The 16089-nt window shown below is 39.6% G+C and carries 13 protein-coding genes; 8 read left to right on the top strand and 5 right to left on the bottom strand.

Going from position 1 to position 16089, the window contains the following annotated elements:
• Window positions 1-604 precede the first annotated feature (604 nt).
• The 4 genes from QL982_RS12575 to QL982_RS12560 all read left to right on the top strand — a co-directional run bounded on the left by QL982_RS12575 (window position 605) and on the right by QL982_RS12560 (window position 4396).
• Complete coding sequence (locus tag QL982_RS12575; protein WP_290190364.1) at window positions 605-1474, top strand: protein phosphatase 2C domain-containing protein; 870 nt, start codon at window positions 605-607, stop codon at window positions 1472-1474.
• A 67-nt stretch (window positions 1475-1541) separates the two neighbouring features.
• Window positions 1542-2630 (top strand): WYL domain-containing protein, encoded by a 1089-nt coding sequence (locus QL982_RS12570; RefSeq protein ID WP_290190363.1) that lies wholly within the window; start codon window positions 1542-1544, stop codon window positions 2628-2630.
• Between the two features lie 67 nt (window positions 2631-2697).
• Complete coding sequence (locus QL982_RS12565) at window positions 2698-3726, top strand: PD-(D/E)XK nuclease family protein (protein ID WP_201539740.1); 1029 nt, start codon at window positions 2698-2700, stop codon at window positions 3724-3726.
• Window positions 3727-3766: 40 nt separating this feature from the next.
• Window positions 3767-4396 carry a hypothetical protein gene (locus QL982_RS12560; RefSeq protein WP_290190362.1) on the top strand — a complete coding sequence of 210 codons (630 nt, stop codon included), beginning with the start codon at window positions 3767-3769 and terminating at the stop codon, window positions 4394-4396.
• 48 nt (window positions 4397-4444) lie between these two features.
• On the opposite strand, the gene QL982_RS12555 is transcribed toward QL982_RS12560, so the two are convergent.
• Window positions 4445-4771, bottom strand: a complete 327-nt coding sequence (locus tag QL982_RS12555; protein WP_290190361.1) for a hypothetical protein — start codon at window positions 4769-4771, stop codon at window positions 4445-4447.
• 250 nt (window positions 4772-5021) lie between these two features.
• Between QL982_RS12555 and QL982_RS12550 the strand changes: the two genes are divergently transcribed.
• The 4 genes from QL982_RS12550 (at window position 5022) to QL982_RS12535 (ending at window position 11525) form a co-directional block, all read left to right on the top strand.
• On the top strand, window positions 5022-5240 hold the full coding sequence (locus QL982_RS12550) for a helix-turn-helix transcriptional regulator (protein ID WP_075101008.1): 219 nt from the start codon (window positions 5022-5024) through the stop codon (window positions 5238-5240).
• 295 nt (window positions 5241-5535) lie between these two features.
• A complete protein-coding gene (locus tag QL982_RS12545; RefSeq protein WP_290190360.1) occupies window positions 5536-6057 on the top strand; it encodes a hypothetical protein in 522 nt (173 codons plus the stop codon).
• Complete coding sequence (locus QL982_RS12540; protein WP_290190359.1) at window positions 6050-8359, top strand: hypothetical protein; 2310 nt, start codon at window positions 6050-6052, stop codon at window positions 8357-8359. Before QL982_RS12545 ends, QL982_RS12540 begins: the two co-directional genes overlap by 8 nt.
• Window positions 8352-11525: a site-specific integrase gene (locus QL982_RS12535; protein WP_290190358.1), complete on the top strand. Its 3174-nt coding sequence runs from the start codon at window positions 8352-8354 to the stop codon at window positions 11523-11525. Before QL982_RS12540 ends, QL982_RS12535 begins: the two co-directional genes overlap by 8 nt.
• Before the next feature lie 138 nt (window positions 11526-11663).
• On the opposite strand, the gene QL982_RS12530 is transcribed toward QL982_RS12535, so the two are convergent.
• From QL982_RS12530 to QL982_RS12515, 4 genes are all read right to left on the bottom strand, one after another.
• Entirely contained in the window at window positions 11664-12365 is a 702-nt protein-coding gene (locus tag QL982_RS12530; protein ID WP_290190357.1) for an IS1 family transposase, read from the bottom strand.
• 498 nt (window positions 12366-12863) lie between these two features.
• Window positions 12864-15134 (bottom strand): YfjI family protein, encoded by a 2271-nt coding sequence (locus tag QL982_RS12525; protein ID WP_201539734.1) that lies wholly within the window; start codon window positions 15132-15134, stop codon window positions 12864-12866.
• Window positions 15127-15393, bottom strand: coding sequence for an AlpA family phage regulatory protein (locus QL982_RS12520; RefSeq protein ID WP_173239350.1), 267 nt, complete (start codon window positions 15391-15393; stop codon window positions 15127-15129). Before QL982_RS12520 ends, QL982_RS12525 begins: the two co-directional genes overlap by 8 nt.
• A 126-nt stretch (window positions 15394-15519) precedes the next feature.
• A partial coding sequence (locus QL982_RS12515) for a hypothetical protein (protein WP_290190356.1) occupies window positions 15520-16089 on the bottom strand: 570 nt, incomplete at its 5' end.

Genomic DNA, 16089 nt, shown 5'->3' with positions numbered 1-16089 from the left:
ATGAAATCTGATGCTAATAATTAAGAAGAAGATAGATTATTCCCTATAGAGGAGAGGGATTATAACTTTACGGGCTTTAGAATAAAAGACCTTAAGCTGTATTTAGCCAACTAAGTTTTAATAATCTATGATTTCTATCAAACCCCAATATTGCCCAAGCTACCTGGGTATTTCTTTGAAAGCTAAACAATTCGCTAAGCTATACAAGACGGTGCTTATTATCAATTTTTAGTACCAGGGTGTATTAAAAAATCGACTCTCTGTCCTATTGAAACTGATAATGACGTACCCTAAAAAACGCTGATATCGTCACCTGAGAAGTACGTTATATATAATCTGTAATAATCAGCAAAAGTAAATATTTTACTGTTTGTATGGTAGATCTATCATGTCGATGGCTTATAGATAGGAATGAAAGGTTAGACCATGGTATATAAGTTCATTTATCTTTTCTAGCGATATACCCTTAAACCTAACAATAATCAAAGCTAACTATTGTTTTTAGATAGTCTGGGAGATTTATTATAGTATATAACCTAGAAAAAAAATCACTAGGCAGTCTACTATACTTGTCTTAATGATAATAAATAATAAGCGAATGAATATGACAGCGACTTCGAGTTATGAGTATGAACCTCTTGCTGAAACAATAGCTCACGCCTGCGCCATTACTTTTCAAGGTAATGCCAGCAACGGCCTACAGCAAGACGCATTTTTCTTCTTAGATCACTGGTATCAAGAGGACTTAGGAGTAATGCCAGTGACATCAGTGCAAGCGCCATTTTGTCTTGCGGTATCGGATGGCGTTGCTAGCTCTAACCAGTCACAGCACTGCTCAAAGGCAGTTGTCAAAGCAATTAAAAAGCTATGGGATAGCAATCAAGAGAGTACTAGTGCTATCACCTCAGATCATATCTATACGCAACTGAGTCAAACCAAACACCCAAAAAAACGTTATGGTGCCGCAGCAACTCTCGCGATGATCACCGGCACGCTAAACGATGATAAGTCGATAAATATAGATATAACTCATGTCGGCGATAGCCGTGTATATTTGCTTAGCAAAGATATGAATGAATGGCAGTGCTTAACTCGTGATCATAATCTGCTTAATGAGTTGGTAGATGAACAGGCACATAACGAAGGTCGAGAAGCTCAGCCTAGCGAGTACAATCGCACAGGTATGGCGGGCAGCTTATATAGCATTACCGAGTGCTTTGCATTAGCAGTAGATAGTGATGACCCAAGCAGCGAGCCACCAAAAAGTGATAAGCGAACAATCACAGTGCAAGCAGGCGATAGCCTTGTCATTTGTACTGACGGTATTCATGATTTAGTATCGTGCTACGAGTGGTCACTTATCGATAATCAAACGGATTTACAAGGATGGCTACAGAAGCTTATGCAGCAAGTATACGACTCGGATGGCAATGCTTATGATAATGGCACAGCTATTGTGGTACGGTTTGATTAACCTTTTTACGATAGTTCACTTTTAAAATGACAGTTTGATAGATTCGATAGCCTATAGAGCAGCCAACATGCCTACACACCCAATCGCAACCTACAACAAATCCACCCGTTTGTTTGCGCTCTATCAGCGCTTGCCACGTCATAAAGACAAGGCAATATCACTCACAGAGCTAATGAACGTTTATGGTGATAACCTTGACCATTACGCAAACGAGCGTAAAAATTTAGAGAACGACCTAACAAGTCTCAATCAAATATTCAATGACGTCTTTCACAGTGACGCTTTAATGCGTCTGCCAGCTTGGGGACAGAATATCAGCGGACAAACGGCACGGTTTTATATTGAGCCAAGTTTTAGTATCGATGTCATTAATGAGCAAACGGTATTTTTTTGGCAGATGCTCGCTAACTATACGGCGAACTACTTGCCAGCACCTTTTAAACAAAGCATTAGTGAAAAGTTGACCCAATTAGGTCGCCAAGATAGACACAGCTTCAATCAAAGCAAGCTAGGACAGTGGCAAGATTATCTTATTACCCTGTCTAGTATCGTACAAGCACCAAAGCTTGATAGCGGCGTGCTGACTAGCATCCATCAGGCACTATTACACAACAAGCAGCTTCAAATCAGCTATCAAAGCAAATGGCGTAACAATCCTACCGTCAGAGTGATCTACCCTAGAGGACTTATTTTTATCGACAACATGATCTATCTTACTGGGTTTAATCCAACGAATGATCATATCGATGATAATGTCTTATTAATGGCACATCGTAATTTTGCGGTTAATCGTATTGAAGCAGCTGAAGTAACAGAGCAGTCGGTACCGGACTGGGTAGAGCGCAATGCTTTCACTCTTGAGAATCTACGTAAGCTAGGAAAGCTTGAGTTGAATAATGGTTTAAAAATCGGACTGGTTCTAAAGGTGCAAAAATATGCCTGCCAGCATCTCTATGAGCGGCCGTTATCATCTACTCAAACGATTACGGTTATCGATGACACTTGGAACGAGGTGCGTGCAACAGTTGCCAATACGCAGCGCTTGCAAGATTGGCTGGTCAGTATGTCGCAGTTAGCAGTAGTGATTGAACCGGTAGAGTTAAAAGCGGCTATTTTAGAGCGCTTAGAAAGCGGGATAAAATTATATACAAAATAGTTGATCAAGAATTTTACTAAAGTAATAAAAGACAAATACATTTTTTAAATGTCATCAAGGAGCTAGAATGACCACACCTAACTTATTTAAATTTGCCACCTCTGAGTTATCACAAGACGCTTTTATCTGTTGGCTTCTGTCGTGGGCAGACCAAGACTATCAGACAGGAAGCGATAAACATAAAGCGCTCAATAAGATAGCAACCAGTGTATTGGCGTTATTCTTTAAAAAAGCGGGTAACTCGCTACCGAGTCGTATTGATAAAATAGTAGTGAAGCGTCAAGTGAATAACATTGATGTCCTTTGTATCATAAACGACACTTACTGTGTATTAATCGAAGATAAAGTAGGCAGTTTGCAGCACTCCGATCAGTTGGTTCGATACAAGCATTTTATGCTTAATGGACACGCTCAAACCTTTACAGAAGATAAAATTATTCCTATTTATTTACAAACGCATGATCAAAGCAACTACAAAGCTGTGCTAAAGGACGGCTTCTATCCAGTAACTAGACGAGATTTATTAGACCTCTTTAATAGTGAACAAAATGCGGCACTGCAAGAGAGTGATATATATAGCGATTATCTTAACCATCTGCAGTCTATTGAAGAAGCAGTGCAAAGCTTTAAATCAAAACCTGTTAACGAGTGGAAAAAACGGACTTGGATTGGCTTTTTTCAATATTTACAGTCTTACCTAGGAGAAGGTAACTGGGGTTATGTCGCTAATCCTTCGGGCGGCTTTATGGGCTTTTGGGGATTGGGTCATAAAGTAGAAAATAATATAGATATTTATTTACAAATCGAGCAAGAGAAAATCTGCTTTAAAGTATCTGTTCCTAATAAAGAAAGTCGTAGCAAGGTTAGGAATGAGCTTTATAAATTGTTTAAGACAGAAGCTGCTGATTTTGATTTAAAAGTGACTAAGCCAAAGCGCTTTGGTTCAGGTCGGCATATGACCTTTGCTATACTAGACACAGATATCTTTGAGAGTGAAAACTCAATAGATCTACGGCAAGTTGATAAGCTAATGGATGAAGTGCAAAAATTCATTAATCATGTAGTAAATCAGTATAAAAATAAAAACGATTGGTAATTGTAATGTCATAACACCTAGAGTAACAGAAGGTCTAATCATGAAATATCAGCTCGACAAATCGCAAATAAATGATTTACCTTGTGCAGCCTTATACCGACCAAACATAGACTATTTTCCGCCAGCGATTATTGCTTGTTTTATCATTAGTGATGGTTGGGATGTGCAGGCACTGCTAGAGCTAAAAGGGAAAGCAGGGGCTGATATTTTAGTAGGCTTACAAACAGATGACCATAAGTATGAACGCTTAGATATTATAGAGGGGATTGTTAGATGTCAGCCTGATGAAGTAAATGATGTCATTGCACTGCTAGATGCAAAGTCTGCAAGTACTATCATCGGTATAGATGTAGCAGACGTTATAAGCTTGTTTGAGTGTGGTTATTCGTTTCAGTTTGTTCAAGCCAGTGCTACAGGTGAGTCTGAATTCCATATGATAAAAACAGCTACATATAAGATGATTGGTCTACTTACTAACGCTCGTAATACTAAAGGGGTACTTATTGGGACGCAGAGCGTGCAAAGTCTGCCACTGGAAGCCTTTGCTTATATATCAGATGCTATTGAGGGGTTGTTGTCTAATGATAATGCATTTACTTATCTCAGCTCAAGTATGACTGATGAGCCTAATTGTTTTCGTTTAAAGGCGGTTTATGCTGAAGAAAAGTAAAGCCACATGTAATAAACATATGGCTTTGGCTGCTACTATCAATTGAAGCTAGTTATATTTGCTAATAGAGTCTCCGCGCCACATAGCATGCTCACATACTGCGCAAAACCAACTCTCTTTTGCCCGCATATAAGCAATATCGGCAGGTACTTCAATAGGACAGGCGTTTCCGCAATATTCGCAGCACACATCATCTAAGCATGCGTAGCATTGGCTTATGGTGTCAAATAACGTATGGGTACTAATGCTATATTTTTGACAAAGTAAACTAACATAATCCACATAGCTGATTTTATGATTATAGGCCCAATAATCCTCACAGACCCGTTTGTCCCAAGCGTTTTGTGTCATGCTCCATTCAATGCTGATGCCCATAACGTACTCCTTTTTAATGATCTGATACCTACGGCTAGCATTACCTTTTTATAGTAATGATATCTATTGAACCAGTCGCACCTATCATCATTAGCCAGCTATTGAGCAGCAAGATAGGTATATGACATAATAAAGCGTTAGTCAGCATAAAATAGTTTTTGACGGAAACTTAGTTATTGCCAACGAGTATTATTCTAGCAGAAAAGTAGTCACTGGCAAGTATTTTTTACTTACCAATAAGGATTTTATTGTGATTTCTTGTAATCTCCCTGTGCTTTTAGCAGAAAGACGACTTCGAGTTGCCGATTTAGTAAGGATGACGGATATTAGTAAATCGACACTTCATAGGATTTATAACGATGAGACGACTCGTATAGAGTTCGATACGCTAAGCAAATTGTGTGAAGTACTAGAGGTGACACCATGTGAGATATTAAAATACGTACCTGATGAAGACAGTAAAAATTAGGTTTTATAAATAATGTAGCTGAACGCGTACGTTCACTTTAAACTCTAAAAAATAACGATATTACTATCCGATCAGAAGTATTCATAGCTCTCATAGATAATGGTTTAGCTATTATTTGTGAGAGCTTTTTTAATGACTTTGCACTCATTTACAGCCAATATATTTTTTAATAAATATAATTAAATCATCCACTTGTATAATGTTATGTTATAACGTACTATTAATGAAATAATGATTCTTAGAGCAGTATATAGTGAAAAATAAGACCCTTCGCTCAACTCAAAAGCTGTTAATTTTGAGCTCAGAAAATCTCACCATTCACCCTGATGCAAACACTGCTTTTATGGTTTGGCAACAGCATAGACTGCCTCTGAGTCGACCACAGCTGGCAGGCTTAGATGACTATTATCGACCAGTATTACGGTTATGTGTGCTTGATAAAGACAATTATCAGTTCTTCAATAACTTTGCACGAATCGATGAGGTAATGAGGTTTGAAAATAGCTGGCGTCAGCCTTGTCTGATTGCGCTTGAAAGTCGTCATGATATTAAGCGGCTGGCGTGGTGCGAGGTTCTCAATCTATCTAGATTTGCTGGCGTGAACCATCCAGCCTTATTTCAAGCCATATATCAAAGTGCGCCAAAGCAGCTTGTGTGTGAGCTGATGGGCGTGCATCGATTAACTGTTAGCAATTACTGTCAGTTTGCAGGTATCAGTCAAAGCAGCTATGAGTATCAACAGTGCAAGGCAGCATGTGATAAGACTTTATTAGGTTTGCCTAAAAATATGAACTGGATGGGTGGTGTACATGGCTGATACTAAAGCATTTGTTGACGTGACTGATAGGCGAGTATTAGATAAGATCGTTCCTGTAGGTTCGCCGCATTATGTCCAAATGCAAGCATTGGTTATTGATATTGTCAGTTTGGTGCCAGACGCTGAGCTTGATCTACTGTGTTCGACATCATGTGCTAATGCTAGTTTTAGGGGCATCGATTGTACTGAAGTGATCCAGCAGACTGTAGGGCAGGGTAAGACAGGAGAGTGGGCGGTTACATACATGCTGATCGCATTTTATCAAGCGTATGGTGCGGTTGATAGTGGTAGTGATGCGTGGCGGCTTATGAGTCACTATCTCAAGATCATGTTTATGATTGCAGCTAGGCGAGATAAGCATTTTGCCAAAATAGATAAGCTTGGTGTTCGTATTCGCATGGCATTAAGACATGCCGATCCACAGCGCGATATCCTTAACCAGCTAATTCGTATTCATGATCAGTGCGATGGCCTATCCTCATGCTTATCTGCTATCAGAAAGTATGAGGTAAGCGTTAAACAGGAAGAGGCAACAGGTGAAACGGCGGACCAATATCTTGGTAGTAAAATCGGTCAAATCAGGTTGGCTTATGAAGTAGTCATCAATAATAAGGCTTTTATCGGTAAAACCTATGATAAGAGTAGCAGAAAATTAAGACAGTCCCAAAAAGTCATTAACACGACAGTGATTATTGATGGCGAACCATTACAGAAAAAATTGTTTAGTACGAAACAATCAAAAAAGCACAGTAATGTGGCAACTGCTGAAAATATTGCCGATGATAACGCGCTGCCACTGCTAGATAATAATTTCAAACCCATCAAACAAATCGCTAAATCCTCTGAGCTACAGCAATGGCGATTAAAAAATAATCATCAGCATGCCAGCCGCAATCAGTTTCACTTCCCAACCAATCATCGCCAGCTGAGTATCACTGGTTATCAGATGCTGTTTGCGATGCTATGGCAACGTTTTATGAGCGAACACATAGAAAATAGGACGGGCTATGCCGTACTGCTATTATCATTATTAAGCGGTATTAGTATCGATAGCGTGATTACTGATTGGCAATGCAGTCGTAGTCAGCGTCAGTATTTTATTTATGACCGTACCCGTAAAATCAGTAGTATTGCTATCACGATTGATGTGACCACCAATACCCGAAGTCATCTGCTTGCTCACAGGCAGAGCTATGGTAGCGTATTCAAGCGAGTACTACCTGAAGCGCTGCAGATCATGTTAGAGGATAAGGTTACTGTTTCACTTGATGATATTAAACTAGCCATTAATGAAGTTAAGAATCAGCTCAACCTGCCAGCTCTGAGTGCTCAATATATCGATTCTGGATTGTTTGTAGTGATTAAAAATGGTCTTAGTGAGCCGCTGCATGCTGACATCCTCACAGGCGTTGATGTAAGGCACAGCTCATCGCTGTATTACACCAGCATCAAAACTGCTGATCTAGAGCAAACCTATATAAAAGCGATAGATTTGATAACAAAATACTGCGATGACGAGCAAAGAGCGTTATTGATAGATGAGTGCAGCGTGTCCACGAATGGGCATAAAAGTCACATTGGTAGCAATATGGTACTTGAAACAAAAATGTGCGAGCAGTTCTTTGAACAGTTGGCTATGAGCGCTGAGAGCTATAATGGGCGGCTTAATCATAGTATTGAGCGCTATATTGCACAATTTAATAGCTATAGCGTTTGGCTGTGGCATATTATTATGATTCAAACCGGTATTCGTCCGGTTAAACACGTACCAGGGCTGCTTAACCAGCTTGATTTTAAGCGACGCATATTGTGGGTGTCTGATAAAGAAGAGCGTCACGGTCAGTCTGATGGCAGGCTTATTCCGTTAAGTCAGTTTTTAATCATTGCTATACAAAACTACATTGATTATATTAAGCAATTTGCCGCTATCTATAATCCAATTTGTCCCGAAACGCTTTATCCCATTGATGCTATTCTGCAATCAGAGCAACCGCTCATTCAAATTTACCAAAAAAATCCAAAACGTTTTATCGGTATCACACCAAGCCGTGTCCGCTACCAGCTGCAAGACTTTTTTAGTCATCAGGATAATTGGCTGCGCCATCAACTTCGATCCATGCTGATAGGGCGCGTGCCCGACCATCTAATTCGTGCGCTTTATGGTCATGAGCATCCTGATCAAGAGTTCATGCATCCGATGTCATCAGGCTCTATCAATCAATTGCACCAGCTCAGTCCTCATCTAGATGCAATCGCCAACGATCTTCACTTAAAACAAATTGAGGTGCGACTATATGGATAACATTAGTGCTCACAAACTGCGGCAGTTAAATAGAGATGATGCTAAAAAAAGTGTCAAACGCGCAGCTAAAGCACTGGTTGCAGACTACGTTAATCAAAACCCTATGCAGACACCTTGTGAGCTACAGCATCATTATGAAGCGATCAATGAGCTATTAGAAAAGAAGTTTGATACTGCGCAAAACTTTCAACTAGCGCGGCGCGGATTTTTAGAATTTGTTCGTGATTATAATAAAGCGCACCAGATATACCTCAATGAGCCCGTGGTGCCAATACTGGCAACTCGTGAGCGCCTGACTACTAACTATGACTGGTTTGTGCATGGCCGTGCTGTAGCAGACAGCAGTACAACTATAATAGATATCTGGCAACGTAAACGGCGATTCTCAATCAACAATTTGGTTGAAGGACTGCTTTATTGCAGCATCATGTATGGTGGTATCAATGACATTGAGGAGTTAAGAGCGCTTTACGACTGGTTGTTTGGTGGGCGGCTTATTTATCAGATTAGTCTGCCAACGACTGATGAGAACTGCGCAGAACAGGTAGCTGTAATACCACTTAGCGTATCCGATGATAATTATGGCTGCGCACTGGAAGGTAACGATGACTTGCAGCGCTTTATCGACTACGTACCTGATGATATGAGTTTGTGTTTTTTATATGCTATAAAAGACAAAGACTTGAGTAAGGCAAAAATAGAGCCATTTAATACCATAATTAATGATATCTCAAAAAGACTTAAACTCACCAATAAAGATATTGAGCGTCCGCAGCACTCCATGCTTATTAAGCATGCCAACTATCACTGGCGGCAGATGGAAGGTAGTCAGATAGATGGCGCGCTTGCCGTGGTGAAGCAAGGTGATATTAAAACCACAGGACTGCCGACTGATAATCTCATTCATTATAACCGAGAGCCCATCAATCAAAATTCTGAGCCGCTTACGTGGTCTGAGTTGTTTGATGCCAGTTATCAGGTGGTAGACAAATCACAGGATAAGAAAAACACCACAAACTACCCTAGCTTTAGCAAAAATCTAATTAGAGAAGTGCAAGATACGCTCAAGCTCACTAGAAGTACTGCTACTTCTACTCTCACAAAATTAAAGGCAGATGCTAGCCAGCCTAATGCGAAGCGTTTGCTCGGCTGGGCGTTATCGCTGCTTGATGATCATAGCATTCGGCTTAATACCATCAGTAAATACATCGGCTGCATTGGTCGCGACTGGCTAATGCTAACAATGGATGAGGAAATTAATCAATGGGAGGGTGATGATTTTGAGGAAATCTATGAGCAAATTATTCAAAGTAAGGTTAAAGATGGTCGGAAAAATTCAATCTTAAATAAATCATCTGAATTTAACCGGAGTACTGATGATACAGAAGATGAAGCCAACACACTAGTCGATTCTGTTGAACAGAAAGCAGAGCGAAATACTTCTACGCTAGATCATTTAAAGGATAACCAAAAATTCACTTATGGTCGTCTGCGAGCATTTCATGATTATCAGCGGGCGCGTTTCGATGCACCTTATGTGTATTTTCCATGGGGCAATAACCGGCAAGTGGTTAAGGCCGAAATGGTGTCACCGCGTGTATACCAAGCAATGCAAAATTATATTAAAACATCAGAGTTAGAGGTTGAGCAACAGCAGCTATGCCTAATTGTTTTGGCACTTGCTTATCGGACTGGTATGCGTATTAACGAGATCATTGGTATTAAGGTCGGCGATATTGCAGATATAAGCAGTATCAATGGCTATGTCATTGAGAACCCTAAAATTATCCTCAGACCTAACCGTTATCGCAGACTTAAAAGCAGCAGCGCTAAACGAGTGATACCGATAGATAGCTTGCTGAAAGCAGATGAGCTAAAGCAAGTTATTTCGTATTATCATCAGCAGCGTAGACTAAAAAGAAAGTATTTATTTTCGCAAGGTTCAGGTGATCAACCACTGCCGCCTGTGTTTTTTAGTAATATGATGAAGATAATTTGGGATCACTTATTAAGCAATCATAGCTTTACTTTTCATAGCTTTCGGCATACGGCACTTAGTCAGCTGGCATTGGTGTTAAGCGGATCACCACTGGCTCAGGTGATGACAGACTATGATAAAGCCCATAGCGATGCTATCGTTAGCGCTGTGCTTGCTAATAACAAAGAAAAGGGGATGTGGTTTGGGCTAGCTAGTCTTGCCGGGCATTTAACGCCAGACACTACATTTGAGTACTATATTCATACCGCTCATTTGCTGGCTGGCTGGCAAATGAGTCAAGCTAAGCTTGTTATGCCTGTGACCGTATTTGAGATGGTAACAGGTATTAGTTATCAGACAGTGAATAGGCAAGAAGGTAGAGCATATGATGGCAGTACTAAACAGGTTAATCTTGATAAGATGCGTGGCTACTTAATTAACAAAGTTGTGAGCAAAGAGTCTTTGTTTGTCGATAACAGTACATCAGTTAATGTAACTTACCCGCAAAACATAAAAAATGATGCGGTAGATACTCAGTTATCTATATTTATTCATCCAAAAATATACGATGTGATTGCGCTATTAGAGGAACTACAGACAGTAAATGTTGATAAACGAGCAGGGCAGTTGGCAGAGGTCGCACTTCGGCATGGTATCGCTATCAGTGATGCTAGAAAAATTTACAATAATGCTTGCCAGCTGTTTACCGATGATAGACTAATTTTAGGTGCGCCTACCGGACATAAGAACCAAGAAGTTTTAGTGACTGCGCTTGATCGTGCGTATCAAATGTCAATTGATGAGCCTGCTAGACTGAAGTCGTTTGTGGAAATATTTAAAGATAAACACAACCTAAATACCTCATCGATTCATTTTGGGATTAAAGAGACCCGGCTTGAGATGCTACAGCAGTTCGTCACAGTAGGTTGTCAGCTTATCGATGCCAGTCATTGGCAGATTAGGGCGCATAGCGAGCAAGCAGTGCGTAATATTAAAAAAGAGCTAGGGCTTGATAGCGCAATACGTGTCGGCGCTCGTGAGAATTTCCATGGTTATGAGGTAAAAGTGGTACAGAAGAAGCACAAGCTATCTAATAAAAACATGGCTATCACTGATGAATATTACGGCTCTTCAGGATTACTGAAGTATGTTGGTCACATTTTAATGATATTGGTTAGACAAGAATAGATTTAAAGAGTTATTTTATATACGTGTCAAAAATATCATAAATTATAATCTAGACTTTTGTCAGTTTTGTCAGTTTTGTCAGTTCGGTTTGAGGTAATATATTAAAAAAGTGGTGGTGTTCTAAAAAGTATGCCGGCATCAGACGTAACCATAATTGACATAAAAGAACACCAGATCGAATACTTTAAAGTGATTATCAAGCTTTTTTGAGAAGCAACAGGTTTTTCTAACCGATCGTCTTAATCGGTGTCTAAAACGGTAATTATTACCTTTAATGCCTACCGTATGAGATTTGCCAACTCGTTTGTGGTCAAGTTTAAAGGCGGTTATAAAACTGTCCCAGCTATCCATACTGATAGAGCCATAGCTGACTTTAAGCTGCTTGAGACGAGCTCTTAACTTCTTAGCCGTTTTTAAGTCGCGTCTGCCCCAAACATAAGCAACAATCTCATTAGTAACGCGATCATAAGCATAAATAAGCCAAACTTTACGCTTTTTGCGATACACGTAAGTCCAGAATTCATCAACCTCTAAGCGTTCATAGTAGCGCTTCTTAGGCGTAATCTTATAAACAGATGAGCCTATGGTGCTCAATACTTTACCGATACTGACTGAGGCTATAACAGCTATGTCTCTAACGCCGCAGCCTCTAACTGTCATGAGCCGTATAAGCTCTTCCACTTTAGAGTGACAGCCATGATAAGTTAAGGCATGGTCGCCAATAAACTGACGTTTGCAGTCCTTACATTGATAATTCTGCTTACCATAGCTTTTTTTGCCATTTTTCTTTAGACTATTACTGTGACAGTCGGGGCAACTGATATCTATTTGTGTCTTCATAACCTCAAATATATCATCTTGCTCTGGCTGTCACTCCTCCTTTTATTTCCTCAGCATACTTTCTGATACACCACCGATAATTTTAATCTGTTGGCATCGCTAACAGACTAAAGTAAATCACTCTCCGATGTATTTGCGGCAGTTCAAAACATTTTATGTAGATTATTCTCTATTCTTGGCGCTGGAGCTTTACCTGTACTCACTTTTTTTAGATAGGATACTCCCTACCGTCAACTCCGTACATATACAATACATGGCTCATAGTGGTGATGCTAAAGAGCTGCTGGTTATCCTTGAGGTAGCGTAATTCACTAATAGTTCGCTAAATGAACTAGTTACAAATGTTGCATCGATTGAAGAAACTAACACTAAATATTAAAAAAGTATTATCTAACAATAGCGCTATAATTCTGTACTGACAAAATCTAAATTTGAAAAATAAAAAAGGCGCTATTTTTCAATAACGCCTAGATGCTGCACTGACATAACTGACAGAACCTATAAAAGCTCTCTTAATCTTGAGTTGATATAGTAACGCTCCGTTGGTCGCCCGCCTTGTCCTGTACTTTCAATTGACTGCCATGTTAGCCAGTCATGCCCTACTAAAATATCAAGCGCGTTCAGTACGTCTTCGCTATCAGTTAAGCCTTTCCAGTTTTTGCGGTGCAAGTCTCTTGCAGTGAAGCCGTGGTTTACCCAGTCGGTTTTGTCAGTTTTGTTACCTCCATTCTTAATCATTTTTATTATTCTATCAGCTAAATTAGAGGCTTTAATATTGGCGCTATCGGTCACTATGCTATAAATACGCATCATGTGAGTTTCTAACATATCATGCCATGCGAGGGCTGCATCAAGCGCTATCATACTGACTGCACCTAATGACGCGCCATGTTCGATGCAATCGACTAAGTGAAATATAAGCGCTAATGACGCTATAGTTTTGGGATATTTAGTTATATGCTCAGCTATCACGCTATGTTCACACTCATCAGCTTTAGCTTTTTGCTCATCGTACCAATTCATAAACTTTTTATAAGCGTCATCGGTGAAATGATAATAAGGTCGCTTGTGATAGTCATCGACTGGGTTTGCGCCATACTTGATGAAATCACATAAACTCATATTGTCGATGGTTTCAAACAAGTCATACACAATCTGCCTTATCTCAGCATTGGGTGCTATATCACGCTCTTTTAGCCCTTTGATATGGTCAGGATAGACGGCAAGCTGAAAACGTTGCATCAGTCCATCATTATCTAACCCCTTGATGGTTTTTTCTAAGTAGCGTTCAAGCTTGTTCGGTTGTATGCCACCGACAACAGACAAGCAATGATGTTCAATAAATATCGAACCTCTAATCACTCTATCCATAACATGGCTGCCAGTACCGTTAAAGGCTTCAAGATAGAAGTTGCGAGCATCATTATTTTGCTCACCGTTAAACGAGGCAAGTAAAGCTGTCAGTTCGTCACGTTCCACTAGCAAGCCATTATTGGTTTGGGTTAGTATCTCGCCTAGCTTTTGATAAGTACCATCATTAGCTATGTAGCGCTTCATAATGGGCTCGCTTTCATTAGCTTGCTGGGTTTCGGCTATCGTTTGCGCTTTTGCTTTGAGATCGTCATCAGTGATTTTGTGCTCAGCATCATCAGCTTGCTGAACTTGCTCTCTAGCAAGTTTTTGTAATTCACTTTTAACGGCTTTGGTCTTAAATTCATTAATCTCCTTTTGTGCTGCAAAGTCTTTTTGTGATTGCTCATAATCTGCTTTTGCTTTATACGTTAAGTTTTTAAGTGGCTTCATGCCAGCATCAAGTGCTGGGCTTTTTTTAGTCGATGGATTCCCAATAATAGCGCCCCATATATTTGGTACGATTTCCCAATCATCGTACATCTTTGGGTAAATACTAACCTTTGTACCGATGACGCTTGCTAACGCAGTTATCAGAGGTATTGCGATATATTCAGGTGGGGTGCTTAGGCGCTCAGCATGGTTATTCACGTAACGCTGTAAGCTATCAGGTAGCATTCCATCAGTTACATTCTTAACTGGTGGCAAGGTTTGGTTAATCAGTTTTGGCTTTGGTTTGCCTAGCGTCTGTAAGTCGATAACCTCTGCATCAGCTATTAAGTCATTATAGCTAGCCCCATACTGTATGGCTTCATATATGGGCGTATGTTCACATACAACTGCTTTAACATTCATCCCCTCAAGCTGTTTTAACTTTGCTTTATCGGCTGGCAGGGCAGTCACAATAATGGTTAACTGTCTTACTTTTTCAAACTCTGCTACCGTCTGCCTAAATAGACTAGGTACTATGCTAGTAATAACACTTGCTCGTACACCTGCATCTATATAAGAGTTATAGCAATTAATGGCATCGGTCAGGTTATCAATAGCTATAATCACATCATTAAAACCCATAGAGCCCAATATAAAGGCGCTGGGTTTGGCGGTGTCGGCTATAAAAGGTCTGCCTTTGCCATTAACCGGTACGCTGGCAAGGTTCACTATTTGCGCTTTGCTATCTTGCATGACTAATCCTAGGGAATTAGCGGTACCTAACTTTATTTCTCCTTTTAGTTGTCCAGAAAAAATGGTAATATCACAATGTAGTTTGTAGATATTAGTGTTTCCATGATTATTGATAAGGTTTTCTAATATTTCGTTGCCTGCTACGTCTGCCAACGTAGCTGCTTCAAAATCAGCTAAATACTGACCTAAGCCCATGCTTTGAGCATGGGCTTTTTCTTTGTTTGAATTAATCATTAGTTTCCTCCTGCACATCAGAAGGATTTAGGCTTTGCTTTTCTAGCCACTCTAGAACGTCCGCATTTCGCCAAGCCACCATTTTTGGAGATAGTTTAACACTTGCAGGAAACCTACCATCGTTACTCCACTCATGTAAAGTCGTTCTCGAAAATGGTAAAAGTGGCAGAATGTCTTTTGCTCTAGACATTCCCTGAAGCGGCAAAAGGTTACTAACCACACTTTTTTCAGTTTGGGTATTCTTTGTAGAATCTTTCATTCTAGCGTCTCCGTATATTACGATGATTATCCACCGCAACGAACAGTTACGGTGTAGCTAGAATATAAGGTAGGAATCATACATAGTCATCGCAACTTGCGACTTGCAAATCGCAACTTGCGAAAATTAGTCTAAACTACGTTTGTTAGCTTCTGTGAAGATCTTTTCAATATTGCTCTTGCTGAGCTTTGGAGTCTCCTTAGCAGTGATGTGATCAATTATTTCACTTTGATTAACAAAATTGATTTTGTTCTTTTTCTCAGTAGATAAAACTTTGGACTCTTGGTCTAATCCCAATATTATATCCTTAAGAGCGAATATAAGACGATAGGCGCTGTCCTTCACATCATTTAGATTTTCAGTAGGTTCTTGAAGTTGAGTAGCTCGCAGATCTCTCTTTAATCTATCGACTTCTACCTCTAATAGGTTTCTACCACGTTTTAAACGTTCAATATGCTCTCTAGCTTCTTCAAGTTCATTTTCTAAATAATCGTTTCTTTGCTTGTTTTTATATTCACTGACTATATTTAGTAATTCTTCTTTATCAAAAACTATTTCGCATTTCAAACCAGTTTTTAGGTGTTTTTCATTTATCTTGTCATTTATATTATATAAACAATAACCTAATGAAAGATCCTTATTTTTTAGATTTTCATTACTAATACTATAGATCTTAATTTTTTGAGCTACAGGATT

It is taken from the genome of Psychrobacter sp. 5A.1 (assembly GCF_030407455.1).
GTDB lineage: Bacteria > Pseudomonadota > Gammaproteobacteria > Pseudomonadales > Moraxellaceae > Psychrobacter.
This window is presented reverse-complemented; position numbering and strand designations above follow the sequence as displayed.

Bases quoted from the DNA above. Each gene is read 5' to 3' on its own strand.
- QL982_RS12575 (WP_290190364.1), top strand. From the start codon at position 605: ATGACAGCGACTTCGAGTTATGAGTATGAACCTCTTGCTGAAACAATA.
- QL982_RS12570 (WP_290190363.1), top strand. From the start codon at position 1,542: ATGCCTACACACCCAATCGCAACCTACAACAAATCCACCCGTTTGTTT.
- QL982_RS12565 (WP_201539740.1), top strand. From the start codon at position 2,698: ATGACCACACCTAACTTATTTAAATTTGCCACCTCTGAGTTATCACAA.
- QL982_RS12560 (WP_290190362.1), top strand. From the start codon at position 3,767: ATGAAATATCAGCTCGACAAATCGCAAATAAATGATTTACCTTGTGCA.
- QL982_RS12555 (WP_290190361.1), bottom strand. From the start codon at position 4,771: ATGGGCATCAGCATTGAATGGAGCATGACACAAAACGCTTGGGACAAA.
- QL982_RS12540 (WP_290190359.1), top strand. From the start codon at position 6,050: ATGGCTGATACTAAAGCATTTGTTGACGTGACTGATAGGCGAGTATTA.
- QL982_RS12535 (WP_290190358.1), top strand. From the start codon at position 8,352: ATGGATAACATTAGTGCTCACAAACTGCGGCAGTTAAATAGAGATGAT.
- QL982_RS12530 (WP_290190357.1), bottom strand. From the start codon at position 12,365: ATGAAGACACAAATAGATATCAGTTGCCCCGACTGTCACAGTAATAGT.
- QL982_RS12525 (WP_201539734.1), bottom strand. From the start codon at position 15,134: ATGATTAATTCAAACAAAGAAAAAGCCCATGCTCAAAGCATGGGCTTA.
- QL982_RS12520 (WP_173239350.1), bottom strand. From the start codon at position 15,393: ATGAAAGATTCTACAAAGAATACCCAAACTGAAAAAAGTGTGGTTAGT.